The organism is Vibrio sp. Makdt (assembly GCF_027587015.1).
GTDB classification, from domain to species: domain Bacteria; phylum Pseudomonadota; class Gammaproteobacteria; order Enterobacterales; family Vibrionaceae; genus Vibrio; species Vibrio chagasii_B.
In genome coordinates, this window is record NZ_JAPPTH010000040.1 from 14,038 (window position 1) to 28,667 (window position 14,630).

Annotated in this window: 13 protein-coding genes; 2 read left to right on the plus strand and 11 right to left on the minus strand. The window is 45.1% G+C overall.

The features are described from left to right. Positions 1 to 4: 4 nt before the first annotated feature. From rlmH to leuS, 5 genes are all read right to left on the minus strand, one after another. Positions 5 to 475 carry a 23S rRNA (pseudouridine(1915)-N(3))-methyltransferase RlmH gene (rlmH, locus tag OH460_RS26200; RefSeq protein WP_004737638.1) on the minus strand — a complete coding sequence of 157 codons (471 nt, stop codon included), beginning with the start codon at positions 473 to 475 and terminating at the stop codon, positions 5 to 7. 3 nt (positions 476 to 478) lie between these two features. Then, positions 479 to 796 carry a ribosome silencing factor gene (gene rsfS / locus OH460_RS26205; protein WP_008224165.1) on the minus strand — a complete coding sequence of 106 codons (318 nt, stop codon included), beginning with the start codon at positions 794 to 796 and terminating at the stop codon, positions 479 to 481. A 50-nt stretch (positions 797 to 846) separates the two neighbouring features. Continuing rightward, complete coding sequence (gene holA, locus OH460_RS26210) at positions 847 to 1,872, minus strand: DNA polymerase III subunit delta (protein ID WP_270000080.1); 1,026 nt, start codon at positions 1,870 to 1,872, stop codon at positions 847 to 849. A gap of 12 nt (positions 1,873 to 1,884) precedes the next feature. Then, a complete protein-coding gene (locus tag OH460_RS26215; protein WP_116870156.1) occupies positions 1,885 to 2,538 on the minus strand; it encodes an LPS-assembly lipoprotein LptE in 654 nt (217 codons plus the stop codon). A 165-nt stretch (positions 2,539 to 2,703) separates the two neighbouring features. Then, entirely contained in the window at positions 2,704 to 5,280 is a 2,577-nt protein-coding gene (leuS, locus tag OH460_RS26220) for a leucine--tRNA ligase (protein WP_270000081.1), read from the minus strand. Positions 5,281 to 5,542: 262 nt separating this feature from the next. Between leuS and OH460_RS26225 the strand changes: the two genes are divergently transcribed. Then, a complete protein-coding gene (locus OH460_RS26225) occupies positions 5,543 to 6,013 on the plus strand; it encodes a zinc ribbon-containing protein (RefSeq protein WP_061033217.1) in 471 nt (156 codons plus the stop codon). Positions 6,014 to 6,086: 73 nt separating this feature from the next. On the opposite strand, the gene lnt is transcribed toward OH460_RS26225, so the two are convergent. The 5 genes from lnt to miaB all read right to left on the minus strand — a co-directional run bounded on the left by lnt (position 6,087) and on the right by miaB (position 11,819). Then, entirely contained in the window at positions 6,087 to 7,604 is a 1,518-nt protein-coding gene (lnt, locus tag OH460_RS26230; protein ID WP_270000082.1) for an apolipoprotein N-acyltransferase, read from the minus strand. Between the two features lie 32 nt (positions 7,605 to 7,636). Beyond that, a complete protein-coding gene (gene corC, locus OH460_RS26235; RefSeq protein ID WP_004737645.1) occupies positions 7,637 to 8,527 on the minus strand; it encodes a CNNM family magnesium/cobalt transport protein CorC in 891 nt (296 codons plus the stop codon). A gap of 118 nt (positions 8,528 to 8,645) precedes the next feature. Further along, a complete protein-coding gene (ybeY, locus tag OH460_RS26240) occupies positions 8,646 to 9,107 on the minus strand; it encodes an rRNA maturation RNase YbeY (RefSeq protein WP_061033215.1) in 462 nt (153 codons plus the stop codon). Further along, entirely contained in the window at positions 9,108 to 10,229 is a 1,122-nt protein-coding gene (locus tag OH460_RS26245) for a PhoH family protein (protein WP_004737647.1), read from the minus strand. A 165-nt stretch (positions 10,230 to 10,394) separates the two neighbouring features. Beyond that, a complete protein-coding gene (gene miaB, locus OH460_RS26250) occupies positions 10,395 to 11,819 on the minus strand; it encodes a tRNA (N6-isopentenyl adenosine(37)-C2)-methylthiotransferase MiaB (RefSeq protein WP_176681864.1) in 1,425 nt (474 codons plus the stop codon). A gap of 307 nt (positions 11,820 to 12,126) precedes the next feature. Here miaB and OH460_RS26255 point away from each other — a divergent pair, with 307 nt between their 5' ends. Continuing rightward, positions 12,127 to 13,302, plus strand: a complete 1,176-nt coding sequence (locus OH460_RS26255; protein ID WP_270000083.1) for a 2-octaprenyl-3-methyl-6-methoxy-1,4-benzoquinol hydroxylase — start codon at positions 12,127 to 12,129, stop codon at positions 13,300 to 13,302. Positions 13,303 to 13,370: 68 nt separating this feature from the next. Here OH460_RS26255 and OH460_RS26260 read toward each other — a convergent pair whose 3' ends face one another. Then, entirely contained in the window at positions 13,371 to 14,417 is a 1,047-nt protein-coding gene (locus OH460_RS26260) for a lactonase family protein (RefSeq protein ID WP_270000084.1), read from the minus strand. Between the last annotated feature and the right edge of the window lie 213 nt (positions 14,418 to 14,630).

Genomic DNA, 14,630 nt, shown 5'->3' on the forward strand with positions numbered 1-14,630 from the left:
ACGCTTATTCTCGATGATAAGGGTGGTTAGCAGTGATGCTCCAAGCTCGATACAAGCTTTCAGCCATGATAACGCGTACTAATGGGTGAGGGAGAGTAAGCGCAGACAGAGACCAACTTTGGTCTGCAGCCGCTTTACATGCAGGTGCTAATCCTTCAGGCCCGCCAATCAGGATAGAAACATCACGTCCATCCAACTTCCAGCTTTCCAATTGCTCAGCAAGTTGTGGTGTGTCCCATTTTCTTCCAGGGATATCTAGAGTCACAATTCGGTTGCCTTTTGGCACCGCAGCCAACATGGCTTCGCCTTCTTTCTGAAGAATACGAGCGATATCAGCGTTCTTACCACGCTTACCTGCCGTGATTTCAACGAGTTCTAACGGCATGTCGTGAGGGAAGCGGCGTTTATATTCGTTAAACCCTTCTTCAACCCACTTCGGCATTTTCGTGCCAACCGCGATTAACTGGATCTTCAACGTTTAGCCCCAAAGTTTTTCTAGTTGGTACAGTTCACGATGCTCTTCTTGCATAACGTGAAGCATGCTTGTACCCATATCTAGTACAACCCATTCGCCTTCTTGCTGGCCGTCCATACCAAGTGGTTCAAGACCGGCTTTCTTTACTTCGTCAGCAACATGCTGAGCAATTGAAGCTACGTGGCGCTTAGAAGTACCAGTACAAACGATCATGTAATCCGTCACACTTGATTTGCCTTCTACATCGATGGTCACAATAGATTCTGCTTTCATGTCGTCAGCTTTGTCTGCAAGAAAGTCTTTTAGTTCTTCACGTAACACTGGGTGTTCCTTAAATCTGAATTTGGTTCTACTAAGATCATAACACGCTTTTATGCGTGAGATGGTATTGAAGCTGAAGGGATACAAAACTCAACGCTCAACTGATGGATTAGTGGCCAAGGCGACTGCTCATACTGCGTTTTTGTTATCAATTCTGCTTGGGTCAGCAACGCAAACAGTGAGTGTAATTGAGAAATTGAAACTCTTGTTAGCGCGGCGTTATAAAGCGGCTTTTTCGATTGCCAGATACGATGTCTTTCGAAAACCTGACCGATCGGCATGAGTTTCATTTGTTGTTGCATTTGTAGTAGCAACGCAAGCTCTCTTTGCACGCTTCGCAGCAGAATAACCGGTTCAACACCCTCAGCTTCGAGTTGTCTTAGGATTCTCTGTGCTCGATTTCCTTTCCCTGCCAATAGGGCATCACTCCAATGGAATGGAGTGAAGTGGTTGTGTCGGCTCAGTGACTCTTCTAAGCGTACTAAGGTTAGCTTTCCATCTGGGTACTGAAGCGCCAGCTTTTCGAGGCTTTGTGTAAGTGCAAACAGGTTGCCTTCATGCCATTGCGCCAGCATCTGAATAGCTTCAGGGTCTGGCGATAACCCGACTTGACGGCAGCGTGCTTGAACAAACTGAGGTAGCCTGCTGATATCAGGCGTCAGGCAGCTTACCCAATGCCCTTTATTAGAGAGTGCTTTAAACCACTTAGCGTTTTCTTGGGCTTTTGTCAGTTTGGTGCCAACAAGAATTAGCAAGATATCGCTGTGGATATGCTCAGAGATAGCCAACAGTTCTTTGGCTATTGCGGCATTCACGCCTGACTCTGGCAACTCAAGCTCAATGATTTGACGGCTAGAAAACAGGCTTAGCGCTTGAGTACAGTCATAGACTTGGTTCCAGTCCATACTGTTATCAATCGCAAAGCGGTGACGTTCCTCGAAACCTTGTTGTTTAGCCGCTTTTTGAATCGCTTCTCGGCTTTCTTGCAATAGCAGTGGCTCATTACCAAAGATCAGGTAAACGTTGCTCAGCTGTTTAGCAAGTTGTTCTGGTAAGCGGTCAGCAAAAATACGCATCAAATCAACCTATTATTGAGCAGATTCGCTGAGCTCTGGTTGTTGTTCTGTGCTTGGTTCGATTTCAACGTCGTCAATCTCAACATTCTTGATGTTGTATTGCTTTTCAAGCTCTTTAACTTGCACAGTTTCTAAAGACTCTAGATTCATGCTACCAGCGGCAATGTTGGCTTTTAGGCGAGCCATCTGACGAAGGATTTGGCTAGTTGCTAGCTTGCGCATTTCATCTTCGATCATGTCGCGTTCAACCGATTTTGCAAGAGCCGTTAACGGGTTATCGAGGTAGCTGCGGGTAACACTCGTTGAGAAGGTTTTTGCACCGAGATCTGGAATCGTTACGCGGTATGAAGCGCGGAACGTAAGTTCTTTCTCAGCAGCACGAGTATTTTGGTATAGCGATAAAGTACGCTCACGAACACTCTCACTAATGATGTGCAGGTTAGGGGTATTTTCAGATGGTGGCACAATTTCAACATCATTCATGCGCAGTTGGCCTTTCATCATACGTGTAAACGTACTGTATTGGTCGTAACTGGTTACTGAGATCTTGTTGAGTTCTTCTGGTACCGAGTAGTCACCACGTAGGTGAAAACCACAGGCACTAAGTAGGCTAACGGTTAGAACAACAATAGTAACTTTCAATGAAGATAGTGAAATCAGGCGCATTATTTGATGGCTCTCATGAAGGTAGAATACTTATTTAAATGCTTTAGTTTGTTGGCGTGAGGTTAGTCACTGAAAGTAAAGCGTTTAAATAAGTAGACAGGGTAATTTAATTACCCTGTCTAAAGACTGCCAAAAACGAATTAAGTTCGTTTTAGTCTACAGCAATTAGTTAGCAACGATGTTTAGAAGCTTACCCGGTACAAAGATGACTTTACGGATCGTTAAGCCATCTAGGAACTTCTTAGCGTTCTCATCGTTCAGACCAAGCTCACGAACCTGCTCTTCTGTTGCATCAGCTGCCACAGTTAGCTTCGCACGCAGCTTACCGTTGATCATAACAACGATAGTCTTCTCGTCTTCAACCAGTGCTTTCTCATCGAAAATCGGCCATGTTGCTGAGTCAACATCTGATTCACCAAGAGCAATCCACATTTCGTAAGAGATGTGAGGAGTCATTGGATAAAGCATGCGAACCACTGCTTTCAGTGCTTCGTCAAGGATTGCACGATCTTGTGCTGATTCTTGAGGCGCTTTCGCCAGTTTGTTCATCAGTTCCATGATCGCAGCGATCGCCGTGTTGAACGTTTGGCGACGGCCGATATCGTCTGTTACTTTCGAGATAGTCTTGTGAACATCACGACGAAGTGCTTTTTGGTCACCAGAAAGTGCTGCAACGTCAACAGATTCAGCTGCACCCTTAGAAGAGTGAGCGTGAACCAGTTTCCAAACACGCTTAAGGAAACGGTTTGCACCTTCAACACCAGACTCTTGCCATTCAAGTGTCATGTCTGCAGGGGATGCGAACATCATGAATAGACGTACTGTGTCAGCGCCGTACTTGTCTACCATCTCTTGTGGATCGATACCGTTGTTTTTCGACTTAGACATTTTGATCATGCCTGAGTGAGCAACGTCACGGCCTTGGTTGTCTTTCGCAGAGGTGATACGGCCTTTACTGTCACGCTCTACAGCAACATCGGTAGGAGCAACCCACTCTTTAGTGCCTTTCTCGTTCTCATGGTAGAACGCATCTGCTAGTACCATGCCTTGACATAGTAGTTGCTTGAATGGTTCGTCAGACGTGACGTAACCTGCATCACGTAACAGTTTGTGGAAGAATCGAGAGTACAGAAGGTGCATACAAGCGTGCTCGATACCACCGATGTACTGGTCTACTGGTAGCCAGTAGTTCGCTTTTTCTGGATCTAGGATGTCGTCAGCTTGTGGTGAACAGTAACGAGCGTAGTACCAAGAAGACTCCATGAACGTATCGAACGTGTCTGTTTCACGTAGAGCAGGTTCGCCGTTGAATGTTGTTTCTGCCCAAGACTTGTCAGCCTTGATTGGGCTAGTAACACCATCCATTACCACATCTTCAGGAAGAATTACTGGTAGCTGGTCTGCTGGTACTGGGTGAACTTCACCATCTTCAGTCGTTACCATTGGGATTGGTGCACCCCAGTAACGTTGACGAGAGACACCCCAGTCACGTAGACGGAAGTTTACTGTCTTCTTACCTTTGCCTTCAGCTTCTAGCTTCGCAGCAATTGCGTCGAATGCTTCTTGGAAAGCAAGACCATCGAACTCACCAGAGTCGAACAGTACGCCTTTCTCAGTGTAAGCCGCTTCAGATACATCTAGCTCAGAACCATCTTCTGGCTTGATTACTGGATTGATATCGATTCCGTACTTAGTTGCGAACTCGTAGTCACGTTGATCGTGAGCTGGAACCGCCATTACCGCACCTGTACCGTAATCCATAAGTACGAAGTTTGCTACGTAAACAGGAACCACACGACCGTTAAGAGGGTGGATAGCTGTTAAGCCTGTATCCATACCTTTCTTTTCCATCGTTGCTAGTTCAGCTTCAGCAACTTTGGTGTTGCGACACTCTTCAACGAACGCAGCAAGCTCAGGGTTGTTCTTCGATGCTTTCTCTGCAAGGGGGTGACCTGCAGCGATACCAACGTAAGACACACCCATCAGCGTATCAGGACGAGTTGTGTACACTTCTAGTGGCGCTTCTTCACCGTTAACAGCGAAAGATAGCTCAACACCTTCAGAGCGACCAATCCAGTTGCGCTGCATGGTTTTAACCATTTCAGGCCAACCTTCAAGGTTGTCTAGGTCATCTAGTAGCTCTTGAGCGTACTCGGTGATCTTAATGAACCACTGTGGAATTTTCTTTTGCTCTACTGGAGTATCACAACGCCAGCAGCAACCATCTTCTACTTGCTCGTTTGCTAGTACAGTTTGGTCGTTTGGACACCAGTTCACAGAAGACGTCTTCTTGTAAACTAGGCCTTTTTCGTAAAGCTTAGTGAAGAACTCTTGTTCCCAACGGTAGTACTCTGGAGTACATGTTGCGAATTCACGGTTCCAGTCGTAACCAAAGCCTAGAAGCTTAAGCTGGTTCTTCATGTACTCAATGTTTTCGTAAGTCCATGGTGCAGGTGCTGTATTGTTTTTAACAGCTGCGTTTTCTGCTGGTAGGCCGAATGCATCCCAACCGATTGGCTGCATTACGTTTTTGCCTTGTAGACGTTGGAAACGAGATACCACATCACCGATGGTGTAGTTACGCACGTGACCCATGTGCAGTCGGCCACTTGGGTACGGGAACATAGAAAGACAGTAGAATTTTTCTTTGTTTGGGTCTTCACTTACAACGAAAGTTTCGCTGTTATCCCAGTGTTGTTGAACCTTTTGTTCAATCTCTTGCGGGTTATATTGTTCTTGCATCGATGGTATCCGGTTATCTTGGAATTTGTGAGTTCGGTTAGAACAGAATCTTACAGATCGTCATAGAATACCTAAAGGAGCTTAGTACAACAATAGTTATACCCTTCATACTTGCAGTTGCTGACTCGTAGATGGCGTAATTTTCACTGAATTTCGCAGGGCAACTATACTTAAGAGTATGAATTGCATTTGTTTGTAAGCGAGAGTGCATAGCAGCGGTTCGTTTACTCACTATAACGTTGGTTATCTTAAGGAGGTTGTTATGCCGAAGAAAAAAGCACTCTATGAAGAAGTGGTTGAAGAGGTTATCGAAACGCTGAAGCATAGTCCTGAAGAGCTCAACAACAAAATCGAAACATCAGGCAAATATGCGAAAGCCGCCAATGACATGACCAAAGATGAGCTATCGCTGATCTCAGCTTATGTGAAGTCAGACTTGAAAGAGTTTTCTGAGAGCTACGAAGAGAGCAAAAGCGGTCCATTTTATCTGATGATTGCAGACTCGATTTGGCAGGGGCTTCTAGATATTACCGATCGCACCAAAGTCGAGTGGGTCGAGCTATTCCAAGATTTAGAGCACCAAGGCTTATATCAAGCTGGCGAAGTGATTGGCTTGGGCACGCTTGTCTGTGATGAGTGTGGTCATCAAACTGAATATAACCATCCAACGACCATCATTCCATGTATCAAGTGCGGCTCGAAAGGGTTTAGTCGCAAAGCATTAAAGCCGTAAATCTCCCCCATATACGGCATAAACACAAAGGGTTGACCAAACGGCCAACCCTTCAAGTTATTTCATGTCGAATCTAGTTCTTTGGTTTTCTCACAACCCAGCCAATTACCAAGCTTAGTAGCACCCAAATATACAATGGCCAAGTACCGACCACGCGGTAAGGGGTTTGGCCATCTGTTGAAACAAGCTCGGCTTTCAGAACTGCCGTTTCAAACTGAGGTATTTGCTTGATGATATTGCCTTTGTAGTCCGTCACCGCTGTCACACCGTTGTTGGTTGAGCGAATTAGCGGCTTACCAAGCTCTAAGGCACGCATTTGCGCGATTTCCATATGTTGTAACGGACCAATTGAACGGCCAAACCACGCATCGTTAGAGAGCGTTAGAATAAAGTCCGTATCGTCTGTCACATTCTGTCTTACTTGATCATTAAAGATGATCTCATAACACAGAGCTGGCGCTAGATGACGACCGTTAGCAACAATGTTTGGCTGGATGTAATCGCCACGACTGAACGATGACATTGGCAAGTTAAAGAACGGTGCTAATGGACGCAATATATCTTCAAAGGGTACAAACTCACCAAATGGTAATAGGTGATGTTTGTGGTAGCGCTCGTCTGGGTCATAGCTGTATTCACCATATGGGTTTACACCAAGAGAAAGAATACTGTTGTAGTATTTCTTATCTTCAGACTGGTTCAGTACACCTGTGATGATGGAACTGTTGTTCATCTTAGCGGCGCTATCTAAGTTACGTAGGAAAGACGGTATCTCGACTTCAAAAGCAGGGATCGCGGCCTCTGGCCATATGATGATATCTGCATCCCAGTTTTCCCTGCTTAGGTCAGTGTATTTCATCATAGTCGGCCAGCGGTGACTTGGCAGCCATTTGCTGTCCTGGTCGACATTACCTTGAATCAACACCACTGAGGTGGTTTTTTCAGGATTCGGTGTTACCCAATCGATGTTGCGAATACCAAAGCCAGTACTAAATACGACTGCAGGAATAACAGCGATGCTCCAGGCTCTGTTTATAACCGCATAAGCAAACGCGGATGCTGAAACGATAATGGCAAGAGTCACTAGCTCCACACCACCAATTGGTGCGAAAGAGCCTAACGGAGAGTCGATTTGGCTGTAGCCCAACCAAAGCCATGGGAAGCCTGTCATTACCCAGCCGCGTAGCCAATCACTGATCAACCATAGTGCCGGAGCGGCTAGGAAGAATCGGCTTAAATTATTAGTGGGGAAGAACTTATTTAAGCTCCAAGTAAAGAGCCCTGAGTATACGGCTAAATAGCCAACGAGGAGTGCCATCAAAAATAGATTGGCTGCTAGTGGCATACCGCCAAAGCCGTCAATACTGACGTATACCCAGCTGATTCCTGTGGTGAACTGACCTAGGCCCCATGCATAACCAATCCAAAGCGCACTCTTAGGTGAACGATTATGGATCAGTAGCAGTAATAAAGCTGGGCTGAGAATGGCAAGAGGCCATATTGAGTATGGAGCGAATGAGAGGGTGGTTATAGCGCCAACAAAAACGGCCGCAAGCGGCCGTAATAGGCGATGAATAAAAGTATTAGTCATCTAATTTCTGTCATCTCTTTAGAGAGAAGTGGTTATTCTTCGATAGTCGGAAGAGGCTGCTCGTCAGGGATGGTTACCTGTAGCTGTATCACGCGACGATTATCTGCTGATGTTATTTTGAAATGGTAGTTTTCGATTTCTACAATTTCGCCACGAACTGGCAGATGACCGAGTGCTGTCATAACCATGCCGCCTACTGTATCCACTTCATCATCACTGAAAGCAGTATCAAACGTGTTGTTGAACTCTTCAATGGTGGTTAAAGCTTTAACAGAGAAGGTATGCTTACTCAGCTTACGGATATCTAACTCTTCTTCATCGTCGAACTCGTCTTCAATTTCACCAACGATTTCTTCGAGGATATCTTCAATGGTTACTAGGCCAGAGACACCGCCAAACTCATCAACAACGATAGACATGTGGTAACGCTCTTCACGGAACTCCTTGAGTAGGCGATCAACACGCTTACTTTCAGGAACAACAACCGCAGGGCGAATCACTTGTTCGATGTCAAATGGGGCACTGTCTGAACCCAAGTACTTAAGTAGGTCCTTCGCTAATAGAATGCCTTCAACATGGTCTTTATCTTCACTGATCACTGGGTAGCGAGAGTGTTGAGCATCAGTAATTAACGCAATCAATGTATCTAAATCATCGGTGCGTTCTACTGTAACCATTTGAGAGCGAGGTAGCATGATGTCGCGTACTCGCATCTCTGAAATCTCCATAACACCTTCGAGCATGTCGCGAGTGTCGTGGTCAATTAGGTCATTAATTTCTGAGTCGCGGATTACGTCTACGAGCTCTTGGCGGTCTTTTACCTCGCCTTGAAATAGTTGGCCTAGGCGTTCAAAGAAGGACTTTCTACTCGGACCTTCAGATTTTTTACTTCCCTCAGAAGTGGGGGGGTTACCTTCGTTCATGATTTCTCAAAAAATAACGCTATCAGAAGTGTGATAGCACACATCACAACTCAGATTCCTGAAAATTACAGGTTCGATGAGTCATTGTTTCTCTGCAATCTATGTCACTAGAATCGATTTACTTTTCTAGAATATATGGGTCTTCAAACCCCATAGCTTGCATGATTTCTGTCTCGAGTGACTCCATCTCTTCAGCTTCATCATCTTCGATATGATCATAACCTAGCAGATGCAGACTGCCATGTACAACCATATGAGCCCAGTGTGCTAGCAGAGGCTTATTTTGCTCTTCTGCTTCTTTTTCGACAACTTGGCGACAGATAATGAGGTCACCTAGAAGATCTAACTCGATCCCAGGCGGAGCCTCGAATGGAAAAGATAGCACGTTAGTTGGCTTGTCTTTACCACGATATTCATGATTTAGCTGGTGGCTTTCTTCTGTATCTACGATACGGATAGTAAGCTCAGCGCTCTTTTGAAACTGAGGTATGGTCTTGTCCAACCAAAGCTGAATGTCCTGCTCTGTTGGAAGACCTTGCTCATTTTCGACCGCTAATTGTAGGTCTAGTTCAATAGACATCTATTTATCACCTTGTTCTGCAATCACAGAACTATTTTGTGTTGCTAATTGTGTCGTAACCGCTTGCTGAGTCTCAAGAAGTTTTGCTTCACGCTCTTCACGTTTACGTTTCTCAAACTCTTTGCGCTCTTTCTGGTCTTTCGCTTCCCATTTCTCGTAAGCGTTAACAATACGAGCAACCACAGGGTGACGAACCACGTCTTCCGACATAAAGAAGTTGAAGCTGATGTCATCGACTTCACTTAGAACTTCGGTCGCATGACGCAAGCCAGATTTTGCACCGCGAGGTAAATCGATTTGAGTGATATCACCTGTGATTACCGCACGCGAGTTGAAGCCAATACGAGTCAGGAACATTTTCATCTGTTCAACAGTCGTGTTCTGGCTCTCATCAAGAATGATGAAGGCATCGTTCAGTGTACGACCACGCATGTACGCAAGAGGTGCAACCTCAATCACGTTACGCTCAATCAGTTTCTCAACACGTTCAAAGCCCAGCATTTCAAAAAGTGCATCGTAAAGTGGACGCAAGTATGGGTCTACTTTTTGACTTAAGTCACCAGGCAGGAAACCTAACTTTTCACCCGCTTCAACCGCAGGGCGCGTTAATAGAATGCGACGAATCTCTTGGCGCTCTAATGCGTCTACTGCAGCAGCGACAGCTAAATACGTTTTACCGGTACCAGCAGGACCGATACCAAAGGTGATGTCATGCGTCACCATATTCATTAGGTATTGTGCTTGGTTTGGTGTACGCGGCTTAATGACGCCTTTTTTGGTCTTAATGAACACTTCTTTGCCGTGTTCAATATCAGACTCTACATTCTGTTCCAAAACACCAGACTCTTTGATAGCCAGGTGAATTTGTTCTGGCTCGATATCTGGAATCGTGCCTTTGACCGGAGCAGATTCAACATACAGGCGCTTTACAATATCGAGTGCAGCAGCAGCCGTATGAGGCTTACCAACAATAGTGAAGAAGTTGCTGCGGTAGTTAATCTCGACACCTAAACGGCGCTCAAGGTGTTTGATGTTGTCATCGAATGGGCCACAAAGGCTTGCAAGGCGATGGTTATCTGCGGGTTCTAGATTGATTTCTAGGGTAACGATTTTATTGCTCAAATTAGCCTCTCATTTTGTGCCACCCACTCTTTTCAACAAACAAAGAGCAAGAAGCCCGATTGGGACCGGGCTTCTAGTGGCGATTTCCCTATTTCTAAGATGGTCACTTAGTTAGGTAATTTCAAGCTTTGTTGGTCAGCTTTTTGCTGAACCTAGATGTTTCGCTTATGGCGTAAATGTCGCTACACCTAGCTCGTCTTCGCGTTTTGTGTTCGCCATCATTTGAGTTGGCGAGATCACGCTGCGAAGATCCATGTCTTTCTCAGTACGTACTACTTCACCACGCAGTGAGTTAGCAAATACTTCTGTGATTTTCACATCTACGAACTGGCCGATAAGGTCAGCAGAACCTTCGAAGTTCACTACGCGGCTGTTTTCAGTACGAGCACGCAGTTCCATTAGGTTCTTCTTCGATGGACCTTCAACCAATACGCGTTGCTCTGTACCTAGCATTAGACGAGAGTAGCGCATTGCTTGTGTGTTCACAGTTTGCTGTAGTTCGTATAGACGATCTTTCTTCTCTTGCTCTGGCACGTCACATGGGTAATCTGCAGCAGGTGTGCCTGGACGAGGAGAGAAGATAAAGCTGAAGCTCATATCGAAATCAACGTCTTTGATCAGTTTCATCGTGTCTTGGAAATCTTGGTTAGATTCGCCAGGGAAACCAACGATAAAGTCAGAGCTGATTTGAATGTCAGGGCGCGCTTTACGTAGCTTACGAATAATCGACTTGTACTCGATCGCTGTGTGAGGACGCTTCATCATAGTAAGAATACGGTCACTACCACTTTGTACCGGCAAGTGAAGGAAGCTCACTAGCTCTGGAGTGTCTTCGTAAACTGCGATGATGTCATCACCAAACTCAAGCGGGTGGCTTGTTGTGAAACGAATACGGTCGATACCATCGATAGAAGCCACAAGGCGAAGCAGTTCTGCGAATGAACAGATATCACCTTCGTGAGTTGGACCACGGTATGCGTTTACGTTTTGACCTAGCAGGTTAACTTCACGTACGCCTTGCTCTGCAAGTTGAGCAACTTCGAACAGTACATCGTCCATTGGGCGGCTAACTTCTTCACCACGCGTGTAAGGCACAACGCAGTAAGTACAGTATTTAGAACAACCTTCCATGATAGAAACGAATGCCGTTGCACCTTCAGCGCGAGGCTCTGGTAGGCTATCGAATTTTTCGATCTCAGGGAAAGAGATGTCCATCACTGGCGCGTCATTAGATAGAGAAGATTTAATCATCTCAGGAAGACGGTGCAGTGTTTGAGGGCCAAAGATAACGTCTACGTATGGTGCACGTTGACGAATGTGATCGCCTTCTTGAGTCGCTACACAGCCACCAACACCGATCACCACACCTTCTTTCTTATCTTTTAGCGTTTTCCAACGACCAAGCTGGTGGAATACTTTCTCTTGCGCTTTTTCGCGGATAGAACAAGTATTCAGTAGTAGTACATCTGCTTCCTCAGGTACTTCAGTTAGCTCATAGCCATTAGCAGCGTTAAGCAGGTCGGCCATTTTTGATGAATCGTATTCGTTCATCTGACAGCCCCAAGTTTTAATTAGCAGTTTCTTACTCATTTTTTGTTCGCTCGATCGTTAGTTTAATTTAAGGGAGCAAATCGCCCAGTATTCATCCGCGAGGACCATTTGTCATAATTAGGTATTCATTTTATGACTGGCTCTAGCAGCAAGCGGCGTATTGTACTGGTTTCAAAACCGACTGACTAGTAGTCTGATAAAATCTCTTATGTAGTGGTTTTTATTATCGTTAACGCTAGACACAGCAAGGGATAACCCTTTTTTCAAATAAGGTTTTTGGTTACAAGTTAGTTATGAAAAAGTACAATCAAAAACAGTCAAAGAATCAAACTGATAAGTACAAAATATGAACAGTTACGATATTGTGGTCGTCGGCGGCGGCATGGTTGGTGCAGCAACAGCGATTGGTTTTGCAAAGCAAGGGTTGAGTGTTGCTGTGATCGAAGGTTTTGCGCCTCAAGCTTTTGACAAGTCGCAAGCGATGGATATTCGTGTTTCCGCAATCTCTCAAGCATCGGTCGATTTGCTTGAAGATCTTGGTGCATGGCAACACATAGAAGCGATGCGAGTATGTTCTTATAAGCGCTTAGAGACGTGGGAACACCCTGAATGTCGTACTCGATTTGATGCAGCGTCACTAGATTTGCCTCGTTTAGGCTACATTGTTGAAAACCGACTCATTCAATTGGGTTTATGGTCTCAGTTTGATGCTTATGACAATTTAGAACTGCTGTGTCCTGAAAAGTTGGACTCTATTGAATTTGGTGAAACTAATATCGTTAAGCTTCAATCTGGTGCTGAGCTATCGGCTAAATGGGTGATTGGTGCTGATGGCGCTAACTCCGCTGTTCGTCAGCAGGCTGGTATTGGTATCACTGCTTGGGACTATCGACAGCACTGCATGCTTGTCAATGTGGAAACCGAACTCCCTCAGCAAGACATTACTTGGCAACAATTTCTACCAAGTGGCCCGCGTTCGTTTCTGCCTCTGTGTTCTGTCGTTTCTGAAGGGAAAGAAGTCGGGCAGGGTTCCTTAGTTTGGTATGACTCGCCATCTCGCATCAAGCAACTGTCGGCAATGAGCCCAGATAAGCTACGCAATGAAGTGCTTGCTAACTTCCCTGCAGAATTAGGAGACATCAAAGTCCTCAATTCTGGTTCGTTCCCTCTCACTCGACGTCATGCACAATCTTACGCTAAGAACAACTGCATTCTCGTTGGCGATTCGGCACACACGATCAACCCATTAGCAGGGCAGGGCGTGAACTTAGGCTTTAAAGATGTTGCAGCTCTATTGGATGTAACCAAAGAAAAAGGCGAGCTGAATCATTCTGTAGTAAGACGCTACGAGGTGATGAGAAGAGGTGACAACCTAGTGATGCAAAGCGGTATGGATTTCTTCTATAAGACGTTCAGTAATGATATTGGTCCACTTAAGTTTGTGCGTAATGCTGCACTCAAGCTAGCAGAGAACTCAGGGCCGATTAAAGCTCAAGTGTTGAAGTATGCTCTGGGCCTTTAATTGAGCATTGCAGACACTTTATAAAGAGAAGGAGAGCGAATGCTCTCCTTTTTTGTATTCGATGATGTCTATCGCTGCTGTGTCACACAAACTGGCGCATCTAGCTCTAATGAGTAGCCCGTGTAAACCAGAGAGCCGTCTTCTGTATTTCGCTTGAAGGACGTGATGCTATTAGTGTGTTGGTTTACGGCGATAAGCCATTCACCATCATGAGTAATATGAAAATCACGAGGGAAGTTGCCTTCAGAACTATAGCTATCAATAAAAATAGGCACTTTCGTTGTGGATTCGATTCTGAAGCAACTGATCATCGATTGATGTCGACAAGAGACATAGAGAAATTGCTCATCCGGCGATAGTTTTATTGCTGCCGTTGCTTCTCCTTTTTCCATATTTGGAAGTGCGTCGATCTCTTCGACAATACTCCATTTCCCAAGAGTTTTCTCCATCATTAGTATCGTTTCAGAGAGTTCACAGATTACATAGGCTTTATCTTCGTCTTTGTTGAAGACGAGATGACGAGGTCCATTGCCCGCAGGGACTTTAATGGATTGCATCGGTTCGTCTAGAAACTCTTCCTGTTCTTCATCAAAGCAATAGAAATCGATTCGATCAGCGCCAAGGTCGACGGTGACAAATTGTGGTGAGTTTTGTAAGAACAGACATTGATGAGCATGTGGAGCGGTCTGACGCTCTTTGTTTGGTCCTGACCCCACCATAGCTATTGTTTTAAGTCGTTTATCGATATTGCCATTGATACTTAAACTAAAAATATCGAATGAGCCTGATGAGTATTGAGACGTAATGGCAAATTTATGGCTAGGATCTATGGTGATATGACAAGGATGATCGCCAGAGATAGCACCTGAATTACTAGCGGTCTTTGAGCTAGCATTAGCGATATGAATCAACTGTGGCTGTTTGGGTTGGTCAACTTCAGACGCGGTATAGATACCAAGCTCGGTCGCTACGACAAAAGATGGGTTAGTACACTCTGTAATGAGTTCTAAAGGTAATAGTTGACCGTTTTCCAAGTCTAACTGAGCCTGATACACGCCTTGGCTTTTACTGGGAGTGTCTGTGTAGCAACCGATCGTTAAAGTGAGGTTTTTCATAAGGCGTCATACTCAATTAGAAAGTGGAGCAGACATTGTCTTATAAAAAAGTCATGAAGTGATTAAATAGGGAGAAATACTTGGTGACGGGGTTATCAGATTTACATATTCCAGATAAAACAAAACCCAGCTAAAAAGCTGGGTTCTATTTAATGATGGTGCGGTCGGAGAGACTTGAACTCTCACACCTCTCGGCGCCAGAACCTAAATCTG

Excerpts from the sequence above, each read along its gene's own strand:
- holA (WP_270000080.1), bottom strand. The coding sequence starts at position 1,872 with ATGCGTATTTTTGCTGACCGCTTACCAGAACAACTTGCTAAACAGCTG.
- OH460_RS26215 (WP_116870156.1), bottom strand. The coding sequence starts at position 2,538 with ATGCGCCTGATTTCACTATCTTCATTGAAAGTTACTATTGTTGTTCTA.
- leuS (WP_270000081.1), bottom strand. The coding sequence starts at position 5,280 with ATGCAAGAACAATATAACCCGCAAGAGATTGAACAAAAGGTTCAACAA.
- OH460_RS26225 (WP_061033217.1), top strand. The coding sequence starts at position 5,543 with ATGCCGAAGAAAAAAGCACTCTATGAAGAAGTGGTTGAAGAGGTTATC.
- lnt (WP_270000082.1), bottom strand. The coding sequence starts at position 7,604 with ATGACTAATACTTTTATTCATCGCCTATTACGGCCGCTTGCGGCCGTT.
- corC (WP_004737645.1), bottom strand. The coding sequence starts at position 8,527 with ATGAACGAAGGTAACCCCCCCACTTCTGAGGGAAGTAAAAAATCTGAA.
- ybeY (WP_061033215.1), bottom strand. The coding sequence starts at position 9,107 with ATGTCTATTGAACTAGACCTACAATTAGCGGTCGAAAATGAGCAAGGT.
- miaB (WP_176681864.1), bottom strand. The coding sequence starts at position 11,819 with ATGAGTAAGAAACTGCTAATTAAAACTTGGGGCTGTCAGATGAACGAA.
- OH460_RS26255 (WP_270000083.1), top strand. The coding sequence starts at position 12,127 with ATGAACAGTTACGATATTGTGGTCGTCGGCGGCGGCATGGTTGGTGCA.
- OH460_RS26260 (WP_270000084.1), bottom strand. The coding sequence starts at position 14,417 with ATGAAAAACCTCACTTTAACGATCGGTTGCTACACAGACACTCCCAGT.